The sequence below is a fragment of the Zoogloea sp. JDB1 genome (assembly GCF_056724025.1).
Window position 1 is genome coordinate 1,252,642 of sequence record NZ_CM161496.1, and the last position, 26,243, is coordinate 1,278,884.

Sequence of the window (26,243 nt, forward strand, 5' to 3'; positions counted from 1 at the left end):
GCTCAATTCACATGATCAAGCCTGGAGGTGCCAATAGGGGCCTCTGGGTAAAAATATGCCCTTTTATAATGACAAACGACTTCTCGCCAGGCGTCGACAGCGGCCTCGTCTGCCTCGTGATGCTGGCCCGACTGCATGGTATCGCAGCCGATCCAAGCCAACTTGCCCATCAGCACGCCCCGGAAGGTCGCCATCTGGGGACATCGGAAGTCTTGCTGGCTGCCCGACAGCTTGGCCTGCAAGCCAAGCTGGTCAAGGCGCGCCTTGATCGACTCGGCCGGACACCGCTACCTGCTATCGCGCTGTTTACGTCCACCCCGACCTCCCCGGCGCGCTTCGTTATCCTCGCCCGGGTCGAGGGTGGGCAGGCATTGATCCAATGCCCCCAGGCCGGAAAGCCCGAAACCCTGTCATTGGCCGAATTTGAAGCACTCTGGTCTGGTGAGCTGATCCTGTTTACGTCCCGCGCCTCACTGGCGGGGGAAATGAGCAAGTTCGATTTCACGTGGTTCATTCCCGCCATCATCAAGTACCGCGTCCTGCTTGGCGAGGTGCTTTTCGTGAGCCTGGCCCTGCAGTGCTTCGCCCTGGTCACTCCTTTGTTCTTCCAGGTCGTGATGGACAAGGTGCTGGTGCATCGGGGCTTTACGACCCTGGATGTCATAGCTGTCGGGCTCACGGTTATCGTGGTCTTCGAGATTGGACTTGGAGCGCTGCGCAGCTACGTGTTCTCCCATACCACCAGCCGAATTGACGTGGAGTTGGGGGCGCGTCTGTTTCGCCATTTGCTCGGATTGCCTCTGGCTTATTTCCAGGCCCGGCGCGTCGGTGATTCAGTTGCCCGGGTGCGGGAGCTCGAGAACATCCGGAGCTTTCTGACGGGCAATGCCATCACCCTGGTACTGGATCTGCTCTTCTCGGTGGTCTTCATTGCCGTCATGGCCTACTACAGTGGCTGGCTCACGTTGATCGTGGTGGTGTCACTGCCCTGCTACATGATCGTGTCCCTGGCCTTCACACCACTCCTGCGCGCCCGTCTGCATGAGAAATTCAATAGGGGGGCGGAGAACCAGGCTTTTCTGGTGGAGACGATCAGTGGTATCGACACCGTCAAGGCAATGGCCGTCGAGCCCCACTGGACCCGCAAGTGGGATGCCCAACTCGCCGCTTACGTTGCGTCCAGCTTCCGTACCACCCAGGTGGGCACCCTGGCCAGCAGCGGTGTGTCGCTGATCGGCAAGTTGGTCACTGTAGCCACGCTCTACGTGGGGGCGCGCCTGGTCATTGATAACCAGCTTACGGTAGGCCAATTGATCGCCTTTAACATGCTGGCGGGACAGGTGGCGCAGCCCGTGATGCGCTTGGCCCAGTTGTGGACCGACTTCCAGCAAACGGGGATTTCGGTCCAGCGCCTTGGAGACATCCTGAACACCCGCACGGAGATCGCCTCGGCCAAGAGTGCCTTGCCCCCCTTGGCGGGCCGGGTCACTCTCGATGAGCTGACGTTTCGCTATCGGCCGGATGGTCCCGAGGTGCTCAAGGGCATTTCGCTGGACATCGCGCAGGGCGAGGTCATCGGGATCGTCGGTCGCTCCGGCTCCGGCAAAAGCACACTGACCAAGCTGGTCCAGCGCCTCTACGTGCCGGAGAGAGGCCGCGTGCTGGTGGACGGCATCGACCTAGCGCTGGCCGATGCAAGCTCCCTGCGTCGGCAGATCGGTGTCGTGCTGCAGGAGAACGTCCTCTTCAACCGCAGCATCCGCGACAACATCGCCCTCGCTGACCCGGGTGCTCCCCTGGAGGCCGTCATCCAGGCCGCCAAGCTGGCCGGCGCCCACGATTTCATCCTGGAACTCCCCGAGGCCTACGACACCATGGTCGGTGAGCACGGGTCCACCCTCTCGGGTGGTCAGCGACAACGCATTGCGATTGCCCGCGCCCTGATGACCCAGCCCCGCATCCTGATCTTCGACGAGGCGACCAGCGCCCTCGACTATGAAAGCGAACGCATCATCCAGAACAACATGAAAGCCATCTGCCAGGGACGTACTGTCCTCATCATCGCCCACCGCCTGTCTGCCGTGCGGGACGCAAGCCGCATCATCGTGATGGACCGGGGGCAAATTGTGGAAGCCGGCTCTCACGCAGAGTTGCTGCGCCGGGAGGCAGGCCACTATTCCCGGCTCCATCGGCTTCAGGCGGGCTAAGCGATGAGCGCTCTTATCCTTCGCCTTCAGGCGGCTGCCGATCTCTTCGGACGCTACGGACGGGTGCTTCGCCATGCCTGGACGTGCCGCCGGGAACTGGACAGCCCACCGCGCCTCGCTCACGAAGCCCAGTTCCTGCCGGCTGCACTGGCCTTGCAGGAAACGCCTCCATCTCCGGCCCCCCGGGTCGCGATGTGGTCCTTGATCGCTTTCGCCTTGCTGGCGCTCGCGTGGTCAATCCTCGGCCAGATCGATGTCGTCGCCAGCGCTCAGGGCAAGATTATTCCGAGCGAGAAGACCAAGACCATCCAGCCCTTCGAAACCGCAACGATTCACGCAATACATGTCAAGGACGGGCAGGCTGTCAAAGCGGGCGACGTCCTGGTCGAACTTGACGCGACAGCGACTGAGGCCGATCAGGCGCGCTTGCGCAACGATCTGACGGTCGCCCGCCTCCAGGTGGCCCGGGCGAGCGCCCTGTTGGCTGCGCTTGCCAGTGGTCAGTCCCCACACCTAAAGCCCATTTCGGGGATTGATGCGGTCCGGATTCAAGAAGCCGAGCGGCAATTGGCGGGGCAGTATGGTGAATACAGCGCGAAGCTGAGCCGGGTAGAGGCCGACATTGCCCGCCGGGATGCGGAGATCCGTTCGACACGGGTGCAGGTCGGAAAACTGGCACAGACTGCTCCTATCGCCAAACAGCGAGCGAACGACCTCAAAGATCTGGCGGACGAGAACTATGTGCCACGGCATTCTTACCTGGAACGGGAGCAGGCCCGGATCGAACAGGAAGGCGACCTCGCCACACAACGCAGTCGCCTTAACGAACTGGAGGCTGCGCTCCGGGAGGCGCGGGGCGAAAGAGCCGAGATCATTGCCGAAATTCGACGCGTGAATCTCGACAGCCTAAACGACGGCCAGCAGAAGGTGGCCACCTACGAACAGGAGTTGCTCAAGGCCGATACCCGCAACCGCTTGATGCGCCTGACTGCGCCGGTGGATGGCACGGTACAGCAACTGGCAATTCACACCCGTGGCGGCGTCGTCACGCCGGCCCAGGCGCTGATGATGATCGTGCCCAAGGACGATCCGGTGGAAATCGAAGCCTTCATCGAGAACAAGGACATCGGGTTCGTGAAGGCTCAACAGGAGGCCGAGATCAAGATCGAAACCTTCCAATACACCCGCTACGGCACGATCCATGGCCAGGTCAGCTCCGTATCCCACGACGCCATCGATGATGAAAAGCGCGGGCTGATTTACTCCACGCGGGTCAGGATGGAACGCTCGGCGATGAACGTGGATGGCACGGAGGTGCGTCTGTCGCCCGGCATGGCGGTGACCGTCGAGATCAAGACCGGCAAGCGCCGGGTCATCGAGTACTTCTTGAGCCCATTGATCCAGGCCACAACAGAGAGCATGCGGGAGCGCTGAATGATCGCGGGCTATTGGCTGCCCGCTACCGATCCCCGATGAAACGTCATCCGCTTACCGGAAAGCACCAGACTTCGATGCGTATCCTGCTGATTCACCAGAACTTCCCGGGCCAGTTCCGGCATCTTGCCCAGGCCTGGGCCTACCGTCCCGATCTGCAGGTCGTCGGCATCGGACGCGACCGTGCACCCGGGATTCCCGGTTTCAATATCCTGCGCTACTCGCCTCACCGCGCGCCACATTCCCATCAGCACCCCTACCTCCGCCAGATGGAGAACGCGGTTCTCCATGGTCAGGGCATGCTGCACGTGCTGCTCGCACTCAAGAACAAGGGGTTCGTGCCCGATGCCATCATCGCCCACCCAGGCTGGGGTGAGACGCTCTACGCACGCGACATCTTTCCCGACGCCAGGCTCATCCATTTCTGCGAGTGGTACTACGGCACACCCGGTGCCGACCTGGGCTTCGATCCGGAGTTTCCAAGCACCCTCGACGATGCCGCCCGGGTCCGTACCTGGAAGGCGCTGCACGTCCTCAATCTCGAGCAGTGCGACCTCGGCGTCAGCCCGACCCATTGGCAGTGGAGCCGCCATCCGGAGTCACACCGCCCACGTATCCACGTCATCCACGAAGGCATCGACACCCGCCGCGTCAGTCCCGACCCCAAGGCCTGGATCCGCCTCCGCTCCGGGCTCGTCCTGCGCAACGGCGACCCGGTGATCACCTACGTGGCTCGCAACCTGGAACCCTATCGCGGCTTCCACATTTTCATGCGCGCCCTCGAACGCATCCAGCGCCTGCACCCCACTTGCCACGCCCTGATCGTTGGCGGAGACGGAGTCAGCTACGGGAGGCGCCCCAAGGATGCCCGCAACTGGCGCCAGAAAATGCTGGCCGAGGTCACGCTCGATCCGACCCGCACCCACTTTCTCGGCAAGGTCCCCTACGACACCTACCGCCGCATCCTGCAGGTCTCGACGGTACACCTCTACCTCACCTACCCCTTCGTGCTGTCCTGGTCCGCGCTCGAAGCCATGGCGAGCGGCTGCCTTGTCATCGGATCGCGTACCGCCCCGGTCGAGGAAGTCATCCAGCATGGCCATAACGGGCTGCTGGCAGACTTCTTCGATATCCGTGATCTCGCCGCACAGACCGTCGAAGCCCTGGCCGACCCCCAACGCTTTACCGTACTCAGGCACAAGGCCCAGCAGACCGTCCGCCAGTCCTACACCCTGGAGAAGGGCATCGAGGGCTATGCGCGGCTGCTTGGAATCCCCCCTCATCCACCGGCAAACGCCACGCAATCCGCAGCGGCAGACGAGGTTTCACCATGTTAGAACTCGGCCCCGGCGCAGATATCCTGCGCGGCATCGGCATCCTGATGTGGATGTTGATCATCGGAACCCTGGTTGGCGCCTGGGCCCTGCCCAACACCAGGCCCGGCAAATACCTGGCCGTCGCCACCGTGCTCGGCCTGCTCATTGCATTTCCGGGGCGCTGGGCCTGGGAGCGGCAGAAGAGCATCGACCACTACCGCGCCCGGCTCCAGCAGGCCCGCGCCATCTTCCAGGAACGCTGCAAGAACGCCGGCGAGAAGATCTACCGGACGGTGGAGGACGTCGAGGCCATCGCCATCCTGCGCAAGCGCCGCTACATCGACACCTTGCCCCAGATCGCCGAAGACCCCTTCGGGGTCGTCGGCAATCCCTGGGAAAGCGACTATCCGCTCTCCTTCCTTCTCCCTCGCGGCAAGGATGGTCAATTGCTTGGGGGGGTGGATGGGGGGCTATTTCGAAGAGCTCTTTGTCTGGGACCAACCTGGCTATGCCTACGTCGATCTGCGCGACCAGGACGACGACAGCGTCTCCCGTTACACCCTCGCCATCCACATCTCCCCGGGAGACGCCACCGACTCAGCGGGGGGGGGGGCAGCCCCAGCAAAGTCCCGTACGCACGCCTCCTTACCGCTTCGTCGTCAACAAATTCCCCTCCCCCGGCCCGCTGCCTCGCTACGCCGTCATCTTCGAGGATCTCACCACTCCGGAAGAGCGGGCCCAATGGATAGCCGGCAGCGCATTCCGCGTCTTGGATCTGCAAACCAACGAGATCCTCGCCGAACGAATCGGCTATTTCATGGACGAGGGAATGGGCGCGACGGGAGGCTCGCGAACGCCGTGGCAAGAGGCAAAACAATGGTCCTGTCCCTCATATTCCATAGATGGCTGGTATCGCAGAAATTGGGACCGCAACTTTACTGAACAGGTTCTAAAGATCCGAAACCCGTAAAAGGAGACCATGATTATGGCAGACAACAACATCAGCGTTTACCTCAAATACGCCAACCTTCAAATGGCTGCCGAGGCGCTTTATGGAAAGAACAACAATGAGAGCTCTTCTATCACCACCTCAGGAGGAAGGCTGATTGCTTCTGAAGACCTCACCAAAGGCAACAACCACGCCAGCAAATTTCCCTCCCCCCTCGCCGCCAGCTTCCTCGCCGAAGACTGGAAAATCCTCGCTCACCAGCCCGACACTCGCACCGGCTTCAGCGCCACCCTGTTCGAAAACGGCAAGACGGGAGAGCTCGTCATCTCCTTCCGCAGCACCGAGTTCGTCGACGACGCCGTGCGCGACAGCCAGGCCACCAACAAGATGGAGATCCAGGAGCATGGCTGGGCGCTCGGGCAGATCGCCGATATGGAAGCTTGGTGGGAAAAGCTCCAGGCCAACAAGGACGGTCAAACCTCCTCCAAAAAGAAGGATAGCGCGCCGATCTTCTGCGCGGAAATTCCGCACGCTCCAGACGCAGAAGAAAAGAGCTTTATGCTCCACCAAGCAGCCAACTTTGCTTTGCTCAGGGAGGCTGTATGCTCGAATTAACCGGATGGGGCGACATTATCCGAGGAGTCGGCATCCTCTATTGGGTGATAGGGGCCTACCTCCTTTATCTCTCCATCAAAAAGTCATCGACACGTTTTGGAAAGATAGGCAGCGGATTGTTCGTGGCTTTCCTTTTTGGCTTTTTCCCGCTCAAGTCCTGCGTCGATCAAATCGTGTACGTGCGTGATTATAAGGCACGCCTTGCAAAAGCCGAGGCTATCTTCAATGAAAGATGCAAGACAAGCGGCGAAAAAATATATAGAACAGTCGAAAATGTGGAGGGAATTTACTTATTGAAATTGCGTCCCAGCTACGATTTCTCGTACCAAGGAGCTGAAGACCCCTACGGAAACGTAGGCGAATACGGCCATGGCGATGCATACATTCTCTCTTTTCTCAAGGGAAAGTCGGGGGAGCACGATTTGCTGGATAGTCGCTCTAGAGAAAAAATGGGCTATCGCTATGTGGATGCAGAGGATACGTTCAGCGGGCAGCGCTACCGCTATTCCGGAGTGTGGTGGAAAGACCCGAAACGGAGCGAGAAATGGTCGCCCGAATTACGACTGGACCGCACGCCGACCAGCCAGCCTGCTCCGCGTTATGGCGTGACGTATGAGGATTTGACTACGCCGGAAGAACGCGCACTCTGGATCGCCGGAAGTGTGCTGCGAATCGTCAACTTGCAAACCAACGAGATTCTTGCCGAGCGCATCGGCTACATGATGGACCGCGGACAGGGCGCCGGCACACCACCCACCAGGCTTGCGTGGGAATTTGCGAGGGCGTTCTCCTGCCCGCCCCCGGCTCCGTCAAGATATTTTGTCGAAAAAGTCCTAAAAATAAAGGAGCAGTGAAATGGCTTCAAACAATCTATCTGAATACTCAAAGTATGCAAACTTACAAATGGCTGCCGAAGCCCTGTATGGGATACGCCCAGACACCAGCGTAGGCATCGGAGCCGGACAGACTCCACTGTCTGATCCTGACTCAATGATTGCCGCATTGTCAAAAGGCAATGACCACGCCAGCAAATTCCCTCCCTCCCTCGCCGCCAGCTTCCTCGCCGAAGGCTGGGAAATCGTCGCTCATCAACCCAACACCAGTACCGGCTTCAGCGGCACACTGTTCCGAAACAAGGACACAGAAGAACTCGTCCTCTCCTTCCGCAGCACCGAATTCATCGACGATGCCGTACGCGACACCCAGGTTACCAACAAGGGCATCAAGGAAACAGGCTGGGCTTTCGGACAGCTTGCCGACATGCAGGCTTGGTACACGGCGCTGAGCAAGCCGGGCGGACCGCTTGAAAACAAGTCTTTTGTGGTGACCGGCTACAGTCTGGGCGGGCATCTGGCCACTGCCTTCCCGATGCTATGCCCTGGTGCTAGCGCCGTTTACGCATTCAACGGCGCTGGTGTAGGCGGATTGAAAGGGGAAACGCTTGGCAGTGCCGTCAGAACTTTTGAAACGATCTGGAAAAACGCCGGCAAGAATAGCGGCCTTTTCAAGGACCCACAGATAGCGGCAATCTATAGGGAGTTCATCAAAAACAATACTCTGAGCCCTGCAAGCGCAGCCTTGCTCCTTATACGCAAGGAATGGTCGGCCGAGGCCCGCCTTCTACAAAACGCCCTTGAGTACGTTGTGGGCGTGTACAACGAGATCGTACGGCTCAAAAGCATCGATAAAGTGGCCCAAGTATCCGGCGACAACATTGCCGGCACGAGCCTGGACTACTGGTTGGGCGTGTTCAAGGCGGCCGAAAGTACCTTTAGTGAGAACACGGTTCAGTTGACCATTGATCGAACACCACCGCGAGGGAACCTCTCGGTGCCCGTCCATAACCTGTACGGCGAGGAAACCGCCAATCCGACAGGGAATCTTTCGGGTGTGGCTAATTCGCAGAACCACTACGGTGATGATGTGCCCATCTTCATCGAAAGCCAGCCACTTTTCCGGGGCTTGGTCGGTTTATCCGGACTCTGGCAGAGCGCTCTTTATACAGAGATCAAGCTACTTGTTCCCAACTACCCTGAGAACGACTTCGGAGACAGCCACAGCCTCGTACTGCTCGTCGACTCGCTGGCTGTGCAGGATATATTCTCTAAGCTCGATCCGGCTGTCACCTTAAAGCAATTAGAGAGCATCTTCGACGCTACGACCTCAAGCCAAGCGGAAACCAGTTTGACTGGGGGGCAAGGCCGCGCCGAAGGCTATACCCTGGAAACCGTACTGGACGGTCTGTTCCAGACGCTGACCGGAATAGACCGGCGTCTGCGCCTTCTCAATACAGGTAGCGGTGTTTCGTTGGATACCGGCAACACTTGGTACGACCTTACAGCTCGCGAAGCCGTATACAAGGCAATTGCTGATCTGAAGAACACAGATGTCTTCCAGGCCCTCGTTGGCAAGGTCACCCTTGTCACCCCCACAACCGACCCCGACGCCGTGCGCTCTGACTTCGGCCAATTCCTCGCCCTCGTCAACCTCACCCCTTTTGCGCTCAAGATCACTGACGCTAATGCTCTGGCTGCCCTCAAGAGTGCCAACGAGGCGCTCGCCCAGGCTTGGGCCGCGGATGCGCAACTGAGCGCCGCTCAGCACGCCGCGGGCCAGGGGAATTACTCCGATTTCTGGCTCGCCGATCGTGCGGCCATGCTCTCCTGGATGCTCCAGGCCAACAAGGACGATCAAACCTTCATCAAGAGCCTCAAGGTCGGTGATGAGGCTTGGTCCTTCCGCGACGTGGCTGCCAACAGCAGCGTCCTTGTCCTCCCCGACAAGCCGCTTTCCAGTACCGCGCCCCGCCATTACGTCACCTTCGGCGACAGCGGTGACGACGCGCTCTCGGGGGCGGAGCTCACCGACCACCTCTATGGTGGGGATGGCAACGACACGCTGGCGGGCTACGGCGGCGCAGACATCCTGCAGGGGGGGCAGGGCACCGATACCTATGTGGTCAATTCCAGCGGCGGCGGCGACGTCATCGTCGACAGCGATGGAAAGGGGGCTGTTCAGTGGTCCATCTCCGGAACGCAATACACCCTGGCGGGCGGGAAGAGGCTCTCCAATGGAACGTGGTTGTCCGAGGATAGGCGCTTTGTCTTTTCCCTGACCAAGAACGCAGCGGGACGTGACGACCTGAGTGTAGCTGCGGACGGTGGTGTGTTGCGTGTTCGGAATTTCTCGAGTGGTCAATTGGGAATCGTTCTGGACAATGAGGACGGTCCCAAGCCCGCTGGTTCGGGCACGGCGGGCAACGACGACCTGGGCTCACTGCGCGTCACCCAAGCCTCCGGCCTGGCGGGCAACGATCTCTTCTATGGTGCTGACGGAAACGTGGCCGAGTGGGTGGACGGCGGAGCAGATCGCGACATCCTTCTCGGTCTTGGTGGAGACGATGAGCTGTTTGGGGGGGCGGGGGACGATTTCATCATTGGTGGCAACGGTGCGGACCTAATCGATTGCGGCGAGGGCGCAGACGTCGTGCTTGCCGGCACGATATATCGAGACGGCAGCGGAAACACGGTGATGCATCCCGCTTATCTATGGTCTGGTTCGTGGTCGGCTGCCTCCACTTATTGGCAGGTGAAGATTCTGAGCGGAAGTCAGCTTGCATATTATGACGACCCCGTTTCACAGCAATACATGCCGATCGACTCCAGCGACCCCATCCGCCATGGCTGGCTCGGCATCTTGTGGGAATACTCTTATCGATCCGATGCCCCTTCTGGAATCACGAGTGGCATCGAAACGGATACGGTGACAACGCCGGCCAGCTCGCGGATGGCGCTTGGCGCGGATACGATATTCGGTGGCCTTGGCAACGATGTGCTTGTCGGATCGGGCGCAGACGATCTGATCGATGGAGGTGAAGGGGATGACATTGTTTCCGGCCTGGAAGGCGATGAGCAGTTGTTTGGAGGGGCTGGCAACGATCAGATAGCTGGGAATGTCGGCACAGACCTCATCGATGGCGGCAGCGGCAATGACACGCTGTGGGGCGGTATTGGCGCCGACAGCATCCTGGGCTCGGGAGGGGCCGATGATATCCATGGCGATTTTGGGGCTCCAGGCTTCGCCATCCCGGTGGAGACCTATGCGTTGTCCGGCAACGACCTGCTGCTCGGTGGCGATGGGGATGACGCTCTGCGCGGTGATGGTGGAGACGACAGCCTGTTCGGTGAAGCCGACAATGATTTGCTCGTGGGTGATGACGCGCTTTTGAGCATCACGTATCACGGCAACGACTTGTTGGACGGTGGAATCGGGAGTGACACCCTGTTGGGCTTGGGGGGCAACGATGCGCTATTCGGTGGAGATGGGGCCGATTTTCTGGTGGGGGATAACGACGGCGCGGACCCCTTGCCCGATGCAGCCCAAGGTGCCGACTGGCTGGATGGCGGCATCGGGGATGACCAATTGGAGGGTAATGGCGGCAACGACACGCTGATCGGCGGTATCGGGCGGGATATTCTCTCGGGCGGGGATGGCGACGATGTCTATATCTTTGAGAAAGGCGATTTTCTTGTCGATTCGGAGGGTACGAGCGATGCGATCATCGACAGCGGCGGCAATGACATCCTGCTCATCAAGGGATATCGGCGCGACGAGGCCTACCTCACGCAGGCCAACGGAGACCAAGATTTTGTCGTGTTCAGCACCCTGGGCGGCGAGTCCATCCAGGTTGCTGAGTCGTGGGGTAATACCATAGAGAAGGTACTGTTCCAGGATTATGCAAACATTACCGCTAAGCAGTCGCAGCCGTCTCAGATGCGTGCCGCCCTTGTCGCGGAAACCGCCTCCGAGCAAGCCTCGGCAACGGCATTTTGGAACGAAGGCTACTCGGAGGTTTCGTTCCAGGAACTCTTCTCCAGAAGCCCATACACGCTCAACTGGACAGGCAAAGGGAATACCGCCGATACCTTCTATGGCGGAACCCAGGGTGACGTAATCTTCGGCGGCGACGGTAATGACCAGCTTTATGGTCACGCAGGAAATGACTGGCTGAATGGGGGAAATGACGATGACACTCTGAGTGGGGGGCAAGGCGATGATCGGCAGGTTGGCGGCGAAGGCCAGGATGTGTTCTTGCTCGAGGACGACTTCGGGCATGATGTGATCACCGACAGTACGGGGATCACGCGCCAATTCCAGGACACTATTCGGTTTACCGGCTCAGTTACCCAGTCGTCTCTGTCTTTTTACCGAAACGGCAATCAACTCATCCTGTTCAAGGATCCCGACAATTGGGCCGCGGTATCCGAGTATTTCAGCCCTGAGGGATCGTCCTCCAGTGCTCGAATCGAGTTCGTTGACGGTAGCAGCATGGACTACGCAGCGGTGCTGGCTTTGTGCGGCACGGATGCCAACGTCAGAGTTGGCTTCGGGACGCAAGGCGATGACGCAATCGATGCGCGCGGATCTGCCACCATAAGCTCCATGGTTCTGCTGTTCGACGGAAACGACTACTTCCTGAACACTGAGGCTGCCCGTGACAAGGTTTTTGGGGGCAGTGGCAATGACACGATTTTCGGTGACGACCCCGCGGAATTCAATGCGATATACGCGCCCTTATCCCCGGAGGCTGCAGATGCCGAATATAAGGCCGATTTCCTCGATGGGGGGGACGGCAATGACGGGTTGTACGGTGGAAGCGGCAAGGACACGCTTGTTGGCGGCAGGGGCGATGACCTGCTGTGGGGCGGCAAGGGCGACGACGTCTACTTGATCAACGTTGGAGACGGTTCCGACAGGATCGTCAACTACGAGAAGACTCCGACCGACATGGCAACCGACGAGGTGCGTTTTGGGGAGGGTATCGTCCCGGATGACCTGACCTTGCTTCGTTCAGGCAACGACCTTCTGGTGATTGATCAGGAATATCGTTTTCAACTCAACATTCAGAACGCTTTTGCCAATGGGCAGGATCTTTCGTCATTTTTCTGCGTTGACCTGTTTCGCTTTTCCAATGGGCAGATTTTGACCCGTAGCCAACTGAATGAGCGGATCCGCTACAGCACGCCTGAAAATGACGTCATCTATCTGGAGAGGGGGTTCAGGAGTGTTCATGCGGACAGCGGCGACGACGAAATATGGGGAACCAGTGATCCCGACACGATTTATGGTGATGGCGGGAATGATAGCCTGCATGGAGCGCCCGGCGTAGACAGCCTGATAGGTGGAAAAGGGGATGACACCTATTGGGTCAGCAATCAGGGCGCTGAAATACATGCGGTAACGACGCCCGAATTCGAGGACATCGTTATCGAAGAGGTTGACTCCGGCATCGATACATTGATCGTAGACACCTTTAGCGCAACCCTTCCCGATAACGTTGAGAACCTCATCGTTTCAGACATCAAGCAGCTATCTAATCGTTACGCTGGCGATTCCTGGATGCCTTGGTACAGTGCCCACTGGTACCAAGGTAACAGCCTTGATAACGTAATCGACAGCTCGGCAGCCAATCGCCCCCCCATAATCTCAAATGTCACGCTTTACGGGGGGAGTGGGGCGGATACGTTGATCGGGGGGGCAAATGACGAAACCTATATTGTGGATGATCCAACCGATGTCGTCATCGAAACAGGCTCCGGAGACACCGAGTCCACGGATGGTGTTGAGGCATCGTTCAGCTACACCCTCTCCGACCACCTGGAGAACCTGAGGCTGACAACCGAGAATACCCGTGGAGAAGGCAATTCGCTCAACAACGTCCTGATCGGCCAAGGCGGCAGTACTCTCATTGGGGGAGAGGGGGACGACACCTACTTTGCGCCAGCATCGAGTACGGTGATCGAAGAGGCCAACGGGGGCCATGATGTTCTCCATATTGTTACAGACATGTCCCTTAGCGGAATCGACGGGACTGATGAGACGTTCCGGATCACGGACTACGCCAACATCGAAGGCCTTACTCTGGCGGGCGGCGGCAACGCCAGTCTCTTGGGGGGCGACGGAAATGATGTACTGGAAATAAGCGCTTGGGCGGGGACTATTGAGGGGGCGGCTGGAGACGACAGCCTCTTCCTTTTCGCAACCACTGGCGGGCAGGTTGACGGTGGAAACGGCAACGACTATATCGAAAGCCGTCCAGACAGTAGCCGATATTTACCGATGGGTCTCATCCTCGGAGGAGAGGGCAACGATACCATCAGTCTTTTCAGCTCGGACTATGTCGTCGATGGGGGGAGCGGCAACGATTTGATCGTGCTCGATGGGCTCGGTGCCTGCATCCGCTTCGGACTGGGGAGCGGCACTGACCGAGTCGAATGCGACGAAAACGAGCGGACCGAGATCCAGTTGTCCACGGGCATCCGGCCCTCCGATATCACCTTGGCCAGGGAGAATGGCGAAACCGCCCTGTCGCTATCGGACGGTAGTCGCCTGACCATCCAGGGATACTATCCGTCCATCCGCTTCGACAACGAGTTCTGGGCTGCCAGCATGGTCGAAGCCTATTTGAATGGTGGCCAGATCATCACCGGCACGACCGGGAATGACACGCTCTCCGGCGGCGCCGGATCCGATTCCATCATTGGTGATCTTGGTAATGACTCAATACAGGGGCTTGGCGGTGATGACACCCTCAACGGGAATGGCGGAGACGACATTATCGATGGCGGCCAAGGCAATGACTCCATCACTGGAGACAGCGGGCAGGATACGCTGTTCGGCGGCGATGGCGATGATACGCTTGAAGCAGGGGACGATAGCACCACGCTCGAGGGCGGGGGCGGAAATGACTTCATTTCGATGGGGCAAGGTAGCGATCGGCTGATCCTCTCCGGTGATTTTGGGAAGGACACGGTTCGGTGGTTCAGTGACACATCGGAGTGGGGGCAGGATTCCATTGTTTTTCCCGACATTCAAAGCTTGAGTGCCCTTAAGTTCTCCGAGGACAGATCGAGTGGGGATCTTCTTATTGAGGTCCTGGGTGCCGAAAACAGCGTCAATATCAAGGAATTCTTTTCCTTCGACTTCCTCAATAACCTGAACGACGCCAGGATAGGCATATCCGACAGCACTGGCGGAGTCAGGTGGCTGACTGGAGACGAGATCAGGGCCGATCTGCTGGCCGCGACCGACGGCAACGACACACTGGCGGGCTTTAGTGGAAGTAACGACATCATCTACGGCCTGAAGGGTGACGATGATCTGACTGCCCGTGGGGGGGCCGACACTCTGATCGGTGGAAGTGGCTCGGACACTTACCGATTCGCGCTTGACGGTGGCTTCGATCGTGTCTTGATCAACAATGGAGCAGTGGATGGAGCGCCCGGTGATATCGACACGATTGTATTCGGATCGTATTCATCGTCTCTGGACTCCGTCGAATACCTCCGCGTCAAAGATGATCTGATCCTCAACGTCAACGGCTATTCCGACTCCCGCCGCGTGCAGGTAGCTGGCTATTTCTCTCTGGATGGGGCGACGGATAGCACCGTCGACTTAATCGCACTTGGGGAGCCCGGCGCCCCTTCAAGTGGATGGGCCTACTCCCAAGTCAAGACAAAGGCCGTCACGGTAAATGGCTTGGCAATTGAAGGTAACGACGACGCAAACAGTATTGTTGGAACAGCAGGAGACGACACACTGGACGGCGGCGCTGGAAACGACTCAATCGACGGCGAGGCAGGCGACGACCTCCTGGCCGGAGGCCTGGGTGACAACACCTACTTCTTCGGCAAAGGAGACGGGCAGGACGTCATTTCCTCCTTCGACGATACGATGGTTGGCAGGCTCAACACCCTGCAATTGCAACCCGGCGTGCTCGCAGGTGAAATCCTGGTCAGCCGGTTAGGCGAGGATCTGTGTCTTCGCATCAGTGGCACCAGTGACTCGGTCACGGTCAAGGACTTCTTCTACCAGGACAACCCCCTCAACACCCGCAATCCCATTCAACAACTCAAATTCGCCGATGGCGCTAGTTGGGATCTAGACACTATCGTCGCCAAACTCCTCCCAGCTAATCTGGATCTTGCCGGCACGACCGGAGCGGACGCCCTGAGCGGGGGCGCGGGCAATGACACGCTCTACGGCTACGCCGACGTCGACCAACTGCACGGGCTTGGTGGCGACGACCAACTCTTCGGGGATTGTACCAAAGCCACTATCGTCGTTTCAGCTAAGGCCACGTTGGCCGTGGGTGTCGGCGCCCAAATGGAAGTCTGGCTGGACGGAAAAAAGATCGGGGCGGCAATGGTCGACTCCGCGGCCACCAAGCCCTATGAATTCCTTACTGACCTCAACGTCGGCATGGAAGCATCGAAGCTCGACATCCTGTTCTCCAACGATGCTGTCATCAGTGGGGAGGATCGAAACCTCATCGTCTCGTCTGTCAAGCTCAACGGCTATGAAATAAAGCCGACTGATCCAGGTGTCGTTCTCGACAAAGGCGTTGGCGCGGCGGCCTTTGACAACCAGAACGTTATCCCGGGGCAAGCCGGTCTTTACTGGAATGGCGCATTGCGCTTCACGCTCCCTGTCAGCGTCTTCGGCACTGCAGGCAGTGATTCGCTGTTTGGTGATCAAGGTAATGACACCCTCAATGGGGGGGCAGGCGACGACATGCTGGATGGAGGGGCCAATGACGACACTTACCTGTTCGGCCGTGGTTCCGGTGCCGATACGATTGTGGAGAACGATGCCACCGTTGGAAACACCGACGTCTTATCCATTGGTGCGGGTGTTGTGGCAGATCAACTGTGGTTCCGCCGCGTTGGTGCCGATCTGGAGGTGAGCATCATCGGTAGTTCCGACAAGACAATGATCGGAAATTGGTTCAACGGTAGTGCTTACCACGTCGAGCAGTTCAAGGTGACGGACGGTAAGACATTGTTGGACAGTCAAGTGGACGCCCTGGTCTCTGCAATGGCTAGCTTCGCACCGCCTGCTGCAGGCCAATTCACCTTGCCTGCCAATTACCAGAGCAGCTTGAACCCGGTAATCGCCGCCAATTGGCGCTGAGCCGATATCCGTGAGGCACTGCCCGCGGTGATCGAACCGCAACTACCCGGGGACGGGCCGGCGCGGCGTCCGCCGAGCCAGCTTGGCGAGCAGTTCCGGAATGGCGGTGATCTCGTTGGACTTTTCGGCTGTCGCGACCTGACCGAGCACGAGGCCGACGTCAGCGGCGAAGGCGCTGACCAGGTGCAAGGGACTTGCCGCCGCCTTGGGCGTGCCGGTGGCCTGGTTCAACCATCATCGGCTGCTCGCGCCTATTGGCTACATGCCGCCGGCTGAAGCTGAGGCAAACTATTACCGCAGTCAAACCGCTCAGGCTGTCATGGCCTGACTTAAACCAAGTGGCCTCCGCGAAACCCGGGGCGATTCAGTCCGCGGATGACACGCCGTCGGATAGTCAGGGGCAGGCGGGGTGACGATGGACGTGTTGCGGGAAACCAACCGCAGCCGACTGATGCCCGAAATGCAACAAGGGCCGGCTGCGCTAAGCAGGCCGGCCCTTGCCGTATGAGTGCTACGAACGCGTACGCGGCTTGGTTACACCACGCCGGCTCCATGCGCTTGCTGATCCGCCCAGTAACTCGAGCGGACCATCGGGCCGCAGGCGGCGTTCTTGAAGCCCATCTTCAGTGCTTCGGTCTCGAACATCTTGAAGGTGTCGGGATGGACGTAGCGCAGCACGGGCAGGTGGCCGCCGGAGGGTTGGAGGTATTGGCCGATGGTGAGCATGTCCACGTTGTGGGCGCGCATGTCGCGCATCACTTCGAGGATTTCCTCGTCGGTTTCGCCGAGGCCGACCATCAGGCCGGACTTGGTGTTGACCTCCGGGTGGCGGGCCTTGAACTGCTTGAGCAGTTCCAGCGAGTAGGCGTAGTCGGCTCCCGGGCGGGCCTGCTTGTAGAGGCGCGGCACGGTTTCCAGGTTGTGGTTCATGACGTCCGGGGTGGACTGGTCGAAGATGTCCAGCGCCACGTCCATGCGGCCGCGGAAGTCGGGCACCAGCACTTCAATGGTGGTCTTGGGGCTGGCTTCGCGGGTGGAGCGGATGCACTCGACGAAGTGCTGGGCGCCGCCGTCGCGCAGGTCGTCCCGGTCCACGCTGGTGATCACCACGTAGTTGAGGCGCATCGCGGCGATGGTCTTGGCCAGGTTGGCCGGCTCGTTGACGTCCAGTGGCTCGGGGCGGCCGTGGCCGACGTCGCAGAAGGGGCAGCGGCGGGTGCAGATGTCACCCATGATCATGAAGGTGGCCGTGCCCTTGCCGAAGCATTCGTGGATGTTGGGGCAGGAGGCTTCTTCGCAGACGGTGTGCAGCTTGTGCTCGCGCAGGGTGTCCTTGATCTCGTTGAAGCGTTCGGCTTCGACGCCGGCGCCGAGCTTGATGCGGATCCAGTCGGGCTTCTTGAGGCGCTCGGCGGGAACGATCTTGATGGGGATACGGGCGGTTTTTTCGGCGCCGCGTTGCTTGCGGCTCTCGGAATCCATTGAATCTAATCCTTTGGTAAGGCGGTGGGCGGTACTTCGGGAAAATGCCGCTGGAGGTGGCCGAGAAGCCGTTCGGCGACTTCGTCGGGGCCTTCAGTCACGCCGAAGTCCTTGAGTTGTATTGTCTTGAGCCCACTATAGCCGCAAGGGTTGATCCACGTAAACGGGGTTAAATCCATGTCGACGTTAAGGGAAAGGCCGTGATAGCTGCAGCCGTTGCGCACGCGCAGGCCGAGGGCGGCGACCTTCTCGCCGGCGATATACACGCCGGGGGCGCCGTCCTTGCGCTCGGCAACGAGGCCGAAGTCGGAGATGCAGTCGATGATGGCCTGTTCGAGCAGGTTCACCATCTCGCGCACCTTGAGGTGGCGGCGGTGCAGGTCGAGCAGCAGGTAGGCGACCACCTGGCCGGGGCCGTGGTAGGTGATCTGGCCGCCGCGGTCGATCTTGACCAGCGGGATTTCGGTGGCGTGCAGCAGGTGTTCGGGCTTGCCGGCCTGGCCGAGGGTATATACGGGCGGGTGCTGGACCAGCCACAACTCGTCCGGGGTGGTGTCGTTGCGGCTGGCGGTGAATTCCTGCATGGCCCGCCAGGTGGGCTCGTAGGGCACCAGGCCCAGGTGGCGGACGATCACAGTACGACCTTGACCATGGGGTGGGCGGTCAGCGCCCGGTAGAGGTCGTCGAGCTGGGCCTGGGAAATGGCATTGACGGTACAGGTGATGGACAGGTAGTTGCCCTTGGCCGACGGGCGCATTTCCATCAATGTGCCGTCGAAATCCGGTGCGTGCACCGTCACCACTTCCAGCACTGCCTGGGCGAAGCCGTCGACCCGCGCGCCCATGATCTTGATCGGGAATTCGCAGGGGAATTCGAGCAGGGTGGTGCGTTGTTCAGTCATGGCTGTTCCTGGTTGAGGGTGGGGCGTCAGGGCGCGTGCCGCTTTCATCTTCGTTAGATGCGGGCGCGGCCGCGCAACTTCAAGTCTCCCGACGCGCTACCACGAGCCGCGCGGTGTTCAGAACTTCTTGAACCACAGGCGGATGGCGTCCCACAGGCGACCGAACCAGCCGGCTTCCTGCACCTCGTCGAGGGCGACCAGCGGGTATTCGCCGATGGTTTTGCCGTCGACGGACAGCTGTACGCTGGCGATCTTCTGGCCCTTGGCGATCGGGGCGATCAGGTCAGGCGGGGTGACGATGTTGGTCTTCACCTTCTGGGCATCGCCCTTCGGCAGGGACAGCACCAGGTCGTTCAGCACGCCGACCTTGACGTTGTTCTCGGCACCCTTCCAGACGCGGAAATCGCTGACGGCCTGGTTGGCGGAATAGATCTTGGCGGAGTCGTAAGCCAGGTAGCCCCAGTTGAGCAGCTTCTGGGACTCTTGCGCACGCACGCTGTCGCTGGCGGTGCCGACCACCACCGAGATCAGGCGGCGGTCGTTGCGCTTGGCGGAGGAGATCAGGCAGTAGCCGGCGCTCTCGGTGTGGCCGGTCTTGAGGCCATCGACGGTGGGGTCGAGGGACAGCAGGCGGTTGCGGTTGGGCTGGCGGATCTTGTTGTAGGTGTATTCCTTGATGGAATAGATCGGGTAGAAGTCCGGGAAGTCGCGGATGATCGCGGCGGACAGCGTGGCTAGATCGCGCACCGAGGCTAGGTGGGTCGGGGCGGGCAGGCCGGTGGAGTTCTCGAAGTGGGTGTTCTTCAGGCCGAGGCGGGCGGCTTCCTTGTTCATCAGCTGCACGAAGTTCTCTTCGGAGCCGGCGATGGCTTCGGACAGCGCGATGCAGGCGTCGTTGCCGGACTGGATGATCATGCCGTGGATCAGTTCCTTCACGGTGACCGGCATGTTGGGCTCGATGAACATCTTGGAGCCGCTGATCTTCCAGGCCTTTTCAGATACTGGCACGATCTGGTCGAGGGTTATGGTCTTGTTCTTGATCGCCGCGAACGTGAGGTAGGCGGTCATCAGCTTGGTCAGCGAGGCCGGTTCGATGCGCTCGTCGGGGTTCTCGGACGTGAGCACCTGGCCGGAGCCGACATCGACAAGCAGCCATGCCCGTGCGGCGACGGTCGGCGGGACCATCTGGGCGAAGGCGAGGGTGGGAATCAGCAGCAGGAGCAGGACGAAACGACGCAACATGGTGGGGTGGGGAGAAGCAAAAGCGCAATTATAGACACCCCGTCCGGTGCCCGACGCCCGAGTTTGTAATGGTTTTTTTGCGCTGCAGCGGGAACTCCAGTAGTGTGTCCCTGTCTGGTTTGAAGCAATGCAACTCATTCGCCGCGGTCTCTCCCTCGTGCTGGCCTGTCTCGTGCTCATATGGGCAGGGGCGGCCTTTGCCGACGATTGCGTCGATGCGGCGGAAGACCTGGCCGACTACATGCAGAGTGCGGAGCAGTTCCATCCGGAGGTCGAACCGCAGGTCCCCGATCTGCATGGCGCCGACCCGCAGGACTGCCCGGCACTTTCAAGCGGCGTTCCTCTCCCTGTCCTCCATCTCGTAGAAGTCCGCCCGGAAGCCGTTCCGCCGGTGTGGCACTCCGTCTTGCCGCAGCCCGCGGCTCCGCCTCCCAGAAACGCCTGAACGACCTGCCCGTCAGGGCCGGTTGCGCCTTCACGTCTTGTTCCGGACGGGCCTTGTGTCGCCTGTCGGTTGTCGCATAACAAAACGAGAGCAGCGCCCGCTGGGTGCTGAAGAATCCGCATGTTCAGGAAGTCCTTTATGGCGGCCGCCCTTTTGCTGGCTGCCGCCCACGCCGTCGCTGACGGTCCCGCCACCTATTCCCTGCAAGCCCTGCGTGATGCCGCGCGGGCTGCTCATCCCTCGCTGGCGGCCGCCCGCGCGGCTGTCGAGGCCGGACAGGCGCAGGTGACCAGTGCCGGCGCCTATCCCAATCCCGAGGTGGAGTTTCTTGCCGGCCGCACGCGGGCCCGCACGCCCGGCGCCACCACCGGGGCGGTACAGAGCCTGGAGATCACCCAGCGCATCGATAACCCCTGGCAGCGGGAAGCCCGCATCGATGCCGCCGGTTTCGCGCTGAATGCCCGCGAGGCCGAGCGGCGCAGTTTCGAGAACGATCTGCTGGCCCGCCTCGATCAGCGTTTCTATGAGCTCCTGCGCCGGGAGGCGGAAGTGCGCGCGGCGAAGGAAGATCTGGGGCTCGCCGAGCAGATCCGTGCCCGCGTGGCGGTGCGCGTGCAGACCGGCGAGTCGCCGCGTTATGAACTTATCAAGGCCGACACCGAACTGCTCAACGCGCAGAAGTCGGCCGAAGGCGCCGCGCTGCGGGTGTCCCAGGCACGGGCGGGCCTGCGCGCGCTGGTCAGCCCGGCGCTGCCGGCTGAGTTCGCGGTGGACGGTTCGCTGGCGAGCAGTCCGGTGGTGCCGTCCCTCGACAGCCTTCGTGCCGAGGTGCTGGCCCGCAACCCGGAACTGGCGCGCAGCCAGGCCGAGGTGAAGCGTGCCGAGCGCCAGCTGGAGCTGGAGCGCCTGCGACGCCAGCCCGAGCTGGCCGTCAAGGTGACCGAGGAGCGCGACAGCGAGCTCCGTGACAGCCGCGTCGGTGTGATCCTCAGCGTGCCGCTGTGGGATCGCCGCCAGGGGCCGGTGGCCGAGGCCGGTGCGCTGCTGAGCAAGAGCCGCAGCGAGCAGGCCGGCCAGGAGCTGGCGCTGACCCAGGCGCTGGAAGGTGCCTACCGGCAGTACGAGATCGCCCGCACCCAGGTGAATGCCCTCGAGAACGGGATCATCCGCGAGGCGGAGGCCGCGCTGAAGGTGGCCGAAGCCGCCTACCGCTTTGGCGAGCGCGGCATCCTCGACTACCTGGATGCTCAGCGGGTCTTCCGCGCCGCCCGCAATGAACTCATCGCCGCCCGCTACGAACTGCAGCTGGCCGTCATCGAAATCGAGCGCCTGCGCGCTGCTCAATGATCCGGATCGCTCCCATGAAGCTTCGACCGACCACCCTGGCCACCCTGCTGGCCGCCCTCATGATTTCTGCGTGCAGCAAGGATGCTGCGCAAACCGCCGACAAACCGGCTGCCGACACCAACGGCACGGCCGCCATCGCCGAAGGCGGTGTGGTCAATGCCAAGGCGGCGCCAGCCGACCCGGCCCTGGTCACCGTACCGCCGGGTTTCGGCGCTGAACTGAAGGTGTCGCCGGCCGGGCAGAGCGCCGTTGCCGACACCCTGCGGGTGGCCGGCAAGGTGGACTTCGACGCCCAGCGCGTGACCCGCATCGGCGCGACGGTGACCGGCCGCGTCATCGACATCCAGGCCCATCTGGGCCAGGCGGTGAAGGTCGGCGACACGCTGGCGACGATCAACAGCACCGAGCTCAGCGCCGCCCAGCTCACCTACCTGAAAGCCCGCGCCCAGGCCGACCTGCAGGCTCGCAGCGTGGAGCGGGCGCGTCAGCTGTTCGCCGCCGACGTGATCGGCAAGGCCGAGCTGCAGCGCCGCGAGAGCGAGCTGGCCATCGCCTCCGCCGAACAGCGCGGCGCGGCCGACCAGTTGCGCGTGCTCGGCATGTCGTCGGCGGCGATCAATCGGCTGGGTAGCTCGGGCAGCATCAATTCGGTGATCTCGGTGGCCTCGACGATGGCCGGGGTGGTGGTCGAGCGGCCGGTGGCCCAAGGTCAGGTGGTGCAGCCGGCCGATGCGCTGTTCGTGGTCGCCGATCTGTCCCGCGTGTGGGTTACCGCCGAAGTGCCCGAGCAGCAGGCGGCGCTGGTCAGGGCCGGCCAGGCCGTGGATATCGAAGTGCCGGCCCTCGGCTCGCGCCTGACCGGCAAGCTGATCTACGTGGCCGATACGGTCAATCCGGAAACCCGCACGATCGCAGTGCGCAGCGTGGTGGACAACGCGTCCCGCCAGCTCAAGCCGGCGATGCTGGCGACCATGCTGATCCAGGCCGCGGCGGTGGAGCGGGTGGTGGTGCCGTCCCAGGCCGTAGTACGCGACGGCGACGCGGACAACGTCTTCGTCGAGGTGGCGCCGCAGCAGTTCCGCCTGACCTCGGTGCGCCTCGGCCCCGACATGGATGGTCGCCGCGCGGTGCTGTCGGGCCTCAAGGCCGATCAGCGGATCCTCGTGTCGGGGGCTTTCCACCTGAACAACGAGCGCAAGCGCAAAGAGCTGGAATAAGGACGGACCATGATCGAATCCCTTGTCCGTGCCGCGCTCCGCCAGCGCCTGGTGGTCGTGGTGGTGGCCGTGGTGCTGCTCGCCTTCGGCCTCAACGCGGCGCGCAAGCTGTCGGTGGATGCCTTCCCCGACGTGACCAATGTGCAGGTGCAGATCGCTACCGAAGCCAAGGGGCGTTCCCCTGAGGAGGTGGAGCGCTTCGTCACCGTGCCGCTGGAAATCTCCATGACCGGCCTGCCCGGCTTGGAGGAGATGCGTTCCCTCAACAAGCCCGGCCTGTCGCTGATCACCCTGGTGTTCACCGATGCGACCGACGTGTACTTCGCCCGCCAGTTGGTGATGGAGCGTCTGCTCGAAGTGGGTAGCCGGATGCCGGAGGGCGTGGTGCCGGTGCTCGGCCCGGTGTCTACCGGCCTCGGCGAGGTGTACCAGTACACCCTCGACCGTCCCGACGACGGCAACCGGGAGCTGACCGAGAAGGAACTGACCGAGAGGCGCATTGCCCAGGACTGGGTGGTGCGCCCGCTGCTGCGGTCGATCCCCGGCGTCGCTGAGATCAACTCCCAGGGTGGCTTCGCGCGCCAGTACCAGGTGCTGGTGAACCCCGACCGCCTGCGCCATTACAAGATCACTGTGCGTGACGTGTATGAGGCGGTGGCCCGCAACAACGCCAACTCCGGCGGCGGCGTGCTGCCTCAGTACGCCGAGCAGTACCTGATCCGTGGCGTCGGCCTGGTGAAGAGCCTGTCCGACATCGGCGCCATCGTGCTGAAGGAGGTCGGCGGCACGCCGGTGTATGTGCGTGACGTGGCGGAAGTGACCTTCGGCCACGAGGTGCGTCAGGGCGCGGTGGTGAAGAACGGCGTCACCGAGTCGGTGGGTGGTGTGGTGATGATGCTGCGCGGCGGCAACGCCAAGGAAGTGGTCAGCCGCATCAAGGCCCGCGTAGCGGAGATCAACGAGAAGGGCATGCTGCCCGACGGGCTGCAGATCGTGCCCTACTACGACCGCTCGGAGCTGGTGGATGCGGCACTGCATACGGTCATCAAGGTGTTGCTGGAAGGCATCGCGCTGGTGGTGGTGGTGTTGTTCCTGTTCCTTGGCGACGTGCGTTCGAGCCTGATCGTGGTGGCCACGCTGGTGCTGACGCCGCTGCTGACCTTCCTGGCGATGAACCATTACGGCATCTCGGCCAACCTGATGTCCCTCGGTGGCCTGGCGATCGCAATAGGCCTGATGGTGGACGGTTCGGTGGTGGTGGTGGAGAACGCCTTTGCGCGCCTCGGCCATGCCACCGAGCGCGGCGAGAGCAAGGTGCGGATCATCTTCGATGCGGTGCGCGAGGTGTCCACGCCGGTGATCTTCGGGGTCAGCATCATCATCCTGGTGTTCCTGCCGCTGATGACGCTGCAGGGCATGGAAGGCAAGATGTTCGCGCCGCTGGCCTATACCATCGCCATCGCGCTGGCGGTGTCCCTCTTCCTGTCCCTGACCCTCACCCCGGTGCTGTCGTCCTATCTGCTGAAGGGGGGCGCCGAGCACGACACCTGGCTGATCGCCAAGATCAAGGCGCCTTACCTGAAGCTGCTGCACTGGGCAGTGGCCAACAGCCGCAAGACCGTCACCGGCGGGGTGGTCCTGCTGGTCGTCACGCTGGGCATGTTCCCCTTCCTCGGCACCGCCTTCATCCCCGAGATGAAGGAAGGTTCGGTGGTGCCCGGCATCAACCGGGTGCCGAACATCTCGCTGGACGAGTCCGTCAAGATGGAAATGGAGGCGATGCGGCTGGTGATGCAGGTGCCGGGCGTCAAATCGGCGATCTCGGGCGTCGGCCGCGGCGAATCGCCAGCCGACCCACAGGGCCAGAACGAGTCGACCCCCATCGTCAGCCTCAAGCCGCGTGACGAGTGGCCGGCCGGATGGACCCAGGACGACATTGCCACGGCGATGCGCGAGAAGCTGAAGGCCCTGCCCGGCGTGCAGGTGGTGATGGCACAGCCGATCTCCGACCGGGTGGACGAGATGGTTACCGGCGTGCGCTCCGACGTGGCGATCAAGGTCTTCGGCGACGACCTGGACGAACTGAAGAAGAAGGCCGAGGAGATCGCCCGCGTGGCGGGCGGTATCACCGGCTCCGAGGACATCCGCGTCGAGCGGGTCACCGGCCAGCAATACCTGTCCATCGAGATCGATCGCCAGGCCATCGCCCGCCATGGCCTCAACGTGTCGGATGTGAACGACACCATCGAGGCGGCCATCGGCGGCAAGCAGGCGACCGAGGTGTATGAGGGCGAGCGGCGCTTCGCGTCGGTGGTGCGTCTGCCGGAGAGTTTCCGCGACAACGTGGAGAAAATCGGCGACATCCTGATCAGTACGCCGGGCGGCGCCCAGGTGGCACTGGAGAACCTGGCGACGATCCGCGTTGCCGACGGGCCGGCGCAGATCTCCCGCGAGCTCGCCAAGCGCCGCATCGTGGTCGGCGTGAACGTGAAGGACCGGGACCTGGGCGGCTTCGTCGCCGAGCTGCAGAAGGCGGTGGATGCCAAGGTGCAGCTGAAGGAAGGCTATTACCTGGAGTGGGGCGGCCAGTTCCAGAACCTGGAGCGGGCCATGGGCCACCTGACGATCATCATCCCGGTGACCGTCGGTGCGATCTTCTTCCTGCTCTTCCTGTTGTTCGGCTCCCTCAAGCTGGCCAGCCTGATCATCCTGGTGCTGCCTTTTGCGAGCGTCGGCGGGGTGATCGGTCTGCTGGTGACTGGGGAATACCTGTCGGTGCCGGCTTCAGTGGGTTTCATTGCGCTGTGGGGCATCGCCGTGCTCAACGGGGTGGTGCTGGTGAGCTACATCCGCAGCCTGCGTACCGAGGGCGTGCCCTTAGCTGAGGCGGTGGTGAAGGGGGCGACGCTGCGTTTCAGACCTGTGATGATGACCGCAACGGTGGCCCTGCTGGCGCTGGTGCCCTTCCTGTTTGCCACCGGTCCGGGCTCGGAGGTTCAGCGCCCGCTGGCCATCGTGGTCATCGGTGGCCTGATCACCTCGACGCTGCTCACCCTGGTGGTGTTGCCGACCCTCTACAAGTGGTTCGACGACACCCCCTACGAAGCCTGATCAAG

The 26,243-nt window shown here is 61.4% G+C and carries 15 protein-coding genes and 1 pseudogene; 10 read left to right on the plus strand and 6 right to left on the minus strand.

Annotated features, from left to right (window positions below; translation table 11 throughout):
• Positions 1–68: 68 nt before the first annotated feature.
• The 3 genes from AC1PPK_RS05520 (at position 69) to AC1PPK_RS05530 (ending at position 4,978) form a co-directional block, all read left to right on the plus strand.
• Complete coding sequence (locus tag AC1PPK_RS05520) at positions 69–2,207, plus strand: type I secretion system permease/ATPase (protein ID WP_481116834.1); 2,139 nt, start codon at positions 69–71, stop codon at positions 2,205–2,207.
• A 3-nt stretch (positions 2,208–2,210) separates the two neighbouring features.
• Positions 2,211–3,641 carry an HlyD family type I secretion periplasmic adaptor subunit gene (locus AC1PPK_RS05525; RefSeq protein ID WP_481116835.1) on the plus strand — a complete coding sequence of 477 codons (1,431 nt, stop codon included), beginning with the start codon at positions 2,211–2,213 and terminating at the stop codon, positions 3,639–3,641.
• Between the two features lie 77 nt (positions 3,642–3,718).
• Positions 3,719–4,978 (plus strand): glycosyltransferase family 4 protein, encoded by a 1,260-nt coding sequence (locus AC1PPK_RS05530; protein WP_481116836.1) that lies wholly within the window; start codon positions 3,719–3,721, stop codon positions 4,976–4,978.
• Here AC1PPK_RS05530 and AC1PPK_RS05535 read toward each other — a convergent pair.
• Positions 4,975–5,403 (minus strand): hypothetical protein, encoded by a 429-nt coding sequence (locus AC1PPK_RS05535; RefSeq protein WP_481116837.1) that lies wholly within the window; start codon positions 5,401–5,403, stop codon positions 4,975–4,977. The genes AC1PPK_RS05530 and AC1PPK_RS05535 overlap by 4 nt on opposite strands.
• Before the next feature lie 539 nt (positions 5,404–5,942).
• On the opposite strand from AC1PPK_RS05535, the gene AC1PPK_RS05540 reads away from it, so the two are divergent.
• From AC1PPK_RS05540 to AC1PPK_RS05550, 3 genes are read left to right on the plus strand one after another with little or no spacing between them, the layout of a single operon-like run.
• A complete protein-coding gene (locus AC1PPK_RS05540) occupies positions 5,943–6,521 on the plus strand; it encodes a hypothetical protein (RefSeq protein ID WP_481116838.1) in 579 nt (192 codons plus the stop codon).
• Positions 6,509–7,375, plus strand: coding sequence for a hypothetical protein (locus tag AC1PPK_RS05545; RefSeq protein WP_481116839.1), 867 nt, complete (start codon positions 6,509–6,511; stop codon positions 7,373–7,375). Before AC1PPK_RS05540 ends, AC1PPK_RS05545 begins: the two co-directional genes overlap by 13 nt.
• A 49-nt stretch (positions 7,376–7,424) precedes the next feature.
• Positions 7,425–16,493, plus strand: coding sequence for a calcium-binding protein (locus AC1PPK_RS05550; RefSeq protein WP_481116840.1), 9,069 nt, complete (start codon positions 7,425–7,427; stop codon positions 16,491–16,493).
• A 75-nt stretch (positions 16,494–16,568) separates the two neighbouring features.
• Here the strand turns inward: AC1PPK_RS05550 and AC1PPK_RS05555 are convergent.
• The 5 genes and pseudogenes from AC1PPK_RS05555 to AC1PPK_RS05575 all read right to left on the minus strand — a co-directional run.
• Positions 16,569–16,706 (minus strand): annotated as a pseudogene (locus AC1PPK_RS05555) (ISAs1 family transposase); the annotation flags it as partial.
• Positions 16,707–17,027: 321 nt separating this feature from the next.
• Positions 17,028–17,975: a lipoyl synthase gene (lipA, locus tag AC1PPK_RS05560; RefSeq protein ID WP_481116841.1), complete on the minus strand. Its 948-nt coding sequence runs from the start codon at positions 17,973–17,975 to the stop codon at positions 17,028–17,030.
• 5 nt (positions 17,976–17,980) lie between these two features.
• Entirely contained in the window at positions 17,981–18,610 is a 630-nt protein-coding gene (gene lipB, locus AC1PPK_RS05565; RefSeq protein WP_481116842.1) for a lipoyl(octanoyl) transferase LipB, read from the minus strand.
• Positions 18,607–18,876 carry a YbeD family protein gene (locus tag AC1PPK_RS05570; RefSeq protein ID WP_481116843.1) on the minus strand — a complete coding sequence of 90 codons (270 nt, stop codon included), beginning with the start codon at positions 18,874–18,876 and terminating at the stop codon, positions 18,607–18,609. Before AC1PPK_RS05570 ends, lipB begins: the two co-directional genes overlap by 4 nt.
• 117 nt (positions 18,877–18,993) lie before the next feature.
• A complete protein-coding gene (locus tag AC1PPK_RS05575; protein ID WP_481116844.1) occupies positions 18,994–20,118 on the minus strand; it encodes a D-alanyl-D-alanine carboxypeptidase family protein in 1,125 nt (374 codons plus the stop codon).
• A gap of 127 nt (positions 20,119–20,245) precedes the next feature.
• On the opposite strand from AC1PPK_RS05575, the gene AC1PPK_RS05580 reads away from it, so the two are divergent.
• The 4 genes from AC1PPK_RS05580 to AC1PPK_RS05595 all read left to right on the plus strand — a co-directional run bounded on the left by AC1PPK_RS05580 (position 20,246) and on the right by AC1PPK_RS05595 (position 26,238).
• On the plus strand, positions 20,246–20,563 hold the full coding sequence (locus AC1PPK_RS05580; RefSeq protein WP_481116845.1) for a hypothetical protein: 318 nt from the start codon (positions 20,246–20,248) through the stop codon (positions 20,561–20,563).
• Positions 20,564–20,701: 138 nt separating this feature from the next.
• Entirely contained in the window at positions 20,702–21,910 is a 1,209-nt protein-coding gene (locus AC1PPK_RS05585; RefSeq protein ID WP_481116846.1) for a TolC family protein, read from the plus strand.
• Between the two features lie 14 nt (positions 21,911–21,924).
• Complete coding sequence (locus AC1PPK_RS05590; protein WP_481116847.1) at positions 21,925–23,127, plus strand: efflux RND transporter periplasmic adaptor subunit; 1,203 nt, start codon at positions 21,925–21,927, stop codon at positions 23,125–23,127.
• A gap of 9 nt (positions 23,128–23,136) precedes the next feature.
• Complete coding sequence (locus AC1PPK_RS05595; protein ID WP_481116848.1) at positions 23,137–26,238, plus strand: efflux RND transporter permease subunit; 3,102 nt, start codon at positions 23,137–23,139, stop codon at positions 26,236–26,238.
• Positions 26,239–26,243: the final 5 nt, after the last annotated feature.

Excerpts from the sequence above, each read along its gene's own strand:
- AC1PPK_RS05525 (WP_481116835.1), top strand. The coding sequence starts at position 2,211 with ATGAGCGCTCTTATCCTTCGCCTTCAGGCGGCTGCCGATCTCTTCGGA.
- AC1PPK_RS05550 (WP_481116840.1), top strand. The coding sequence starts at position 7,425 with ATGGCTGCCGAAGCCCTGTATGGGATACGCCCAGACACCAGCGTAGGC.
- lipA (WP_481116841.1), bottom strand. The coding sequence starts at position 17,975 with ATGGATTCCGAGAGCCGCAAGCAACGCGGCGCCGAAAAAACCGCCCGT.
- AC1PPK_RS05585 (WP_481116846.1), top strand. The coding sequence starts at position 20,702 with ATGGCGGCCGCCCTTTTGCTGGCTGCCGCCCACGCCGTCGCTGACGGT.
- AC1PPK_RS05530 (WP_481116836.1), top strand. The coding sequence starts at position 3,719 with ATGCGTATCCTGCTGATTCACCAGAACTTCCCGGGCCAGTTCCGGCAT.
- AC1PPK_RS05540 (WP_481116838.1), top strand. The coding sequence starts at position 5,943 with ATGGCAGACAACAACATCAGCGTTTACCTCAAATACGCCAACCTTCAA.
- AC1PPK_RS05545 (WP_481116839.1), top strand. The coding sequence starts at position 6,509 with ATGCTCGAATTAACCGGATGGGGCGACATTATCCGAGGAGTCGGCATC.
- AC1PPK_RS05575 (WP_481116844.1), bottom strand. The coding sequence starts at position 20,118 with ATGTTGCGTCGTTTCGTCCTGCTCCTGCTGCTGATTCCCACCCTCGCC.
- AC1PPK_RS05590 (WP_481116847.1), top strand. The coding sequence starts at position 21,925 with ATGAAGCTTCGACCGACCACCCTGGCCACCCTGCTGGCCGCCCTCATG.
- AC1PPK_RS05570 (WP_481116843.1), bottom strand. The coding sequence starts at position 18,876 with ATGACTGAACAACGCACCACCCTGCTCGAATTCCCCTGCGAATTCCCG.
- AC1PPK_RS05520 (WP_481116834.1), top strand. The coding sequence starts at position 69 with ATGACAAACGACTTCTCGCCAGGCGTCGACAGCGGCCTCGTCTGCCTC.
- AC1PPK_RS05595 (WP_481116848.1), top strand. The coding sequence starts at position 23,137 with ATGATCGAATCCCTTGTCCGTGCCGCGCTCCGCCAGCGCCTGGTGGTC.
- AC1PPK_RS05580 (WP_481116845.1), top strand. The coding sequence starts at position 20,246 with ATGCAACTCATTCGCCGCGGTCTCTCCCTCGTGCTGGCCTGTCTCGTG.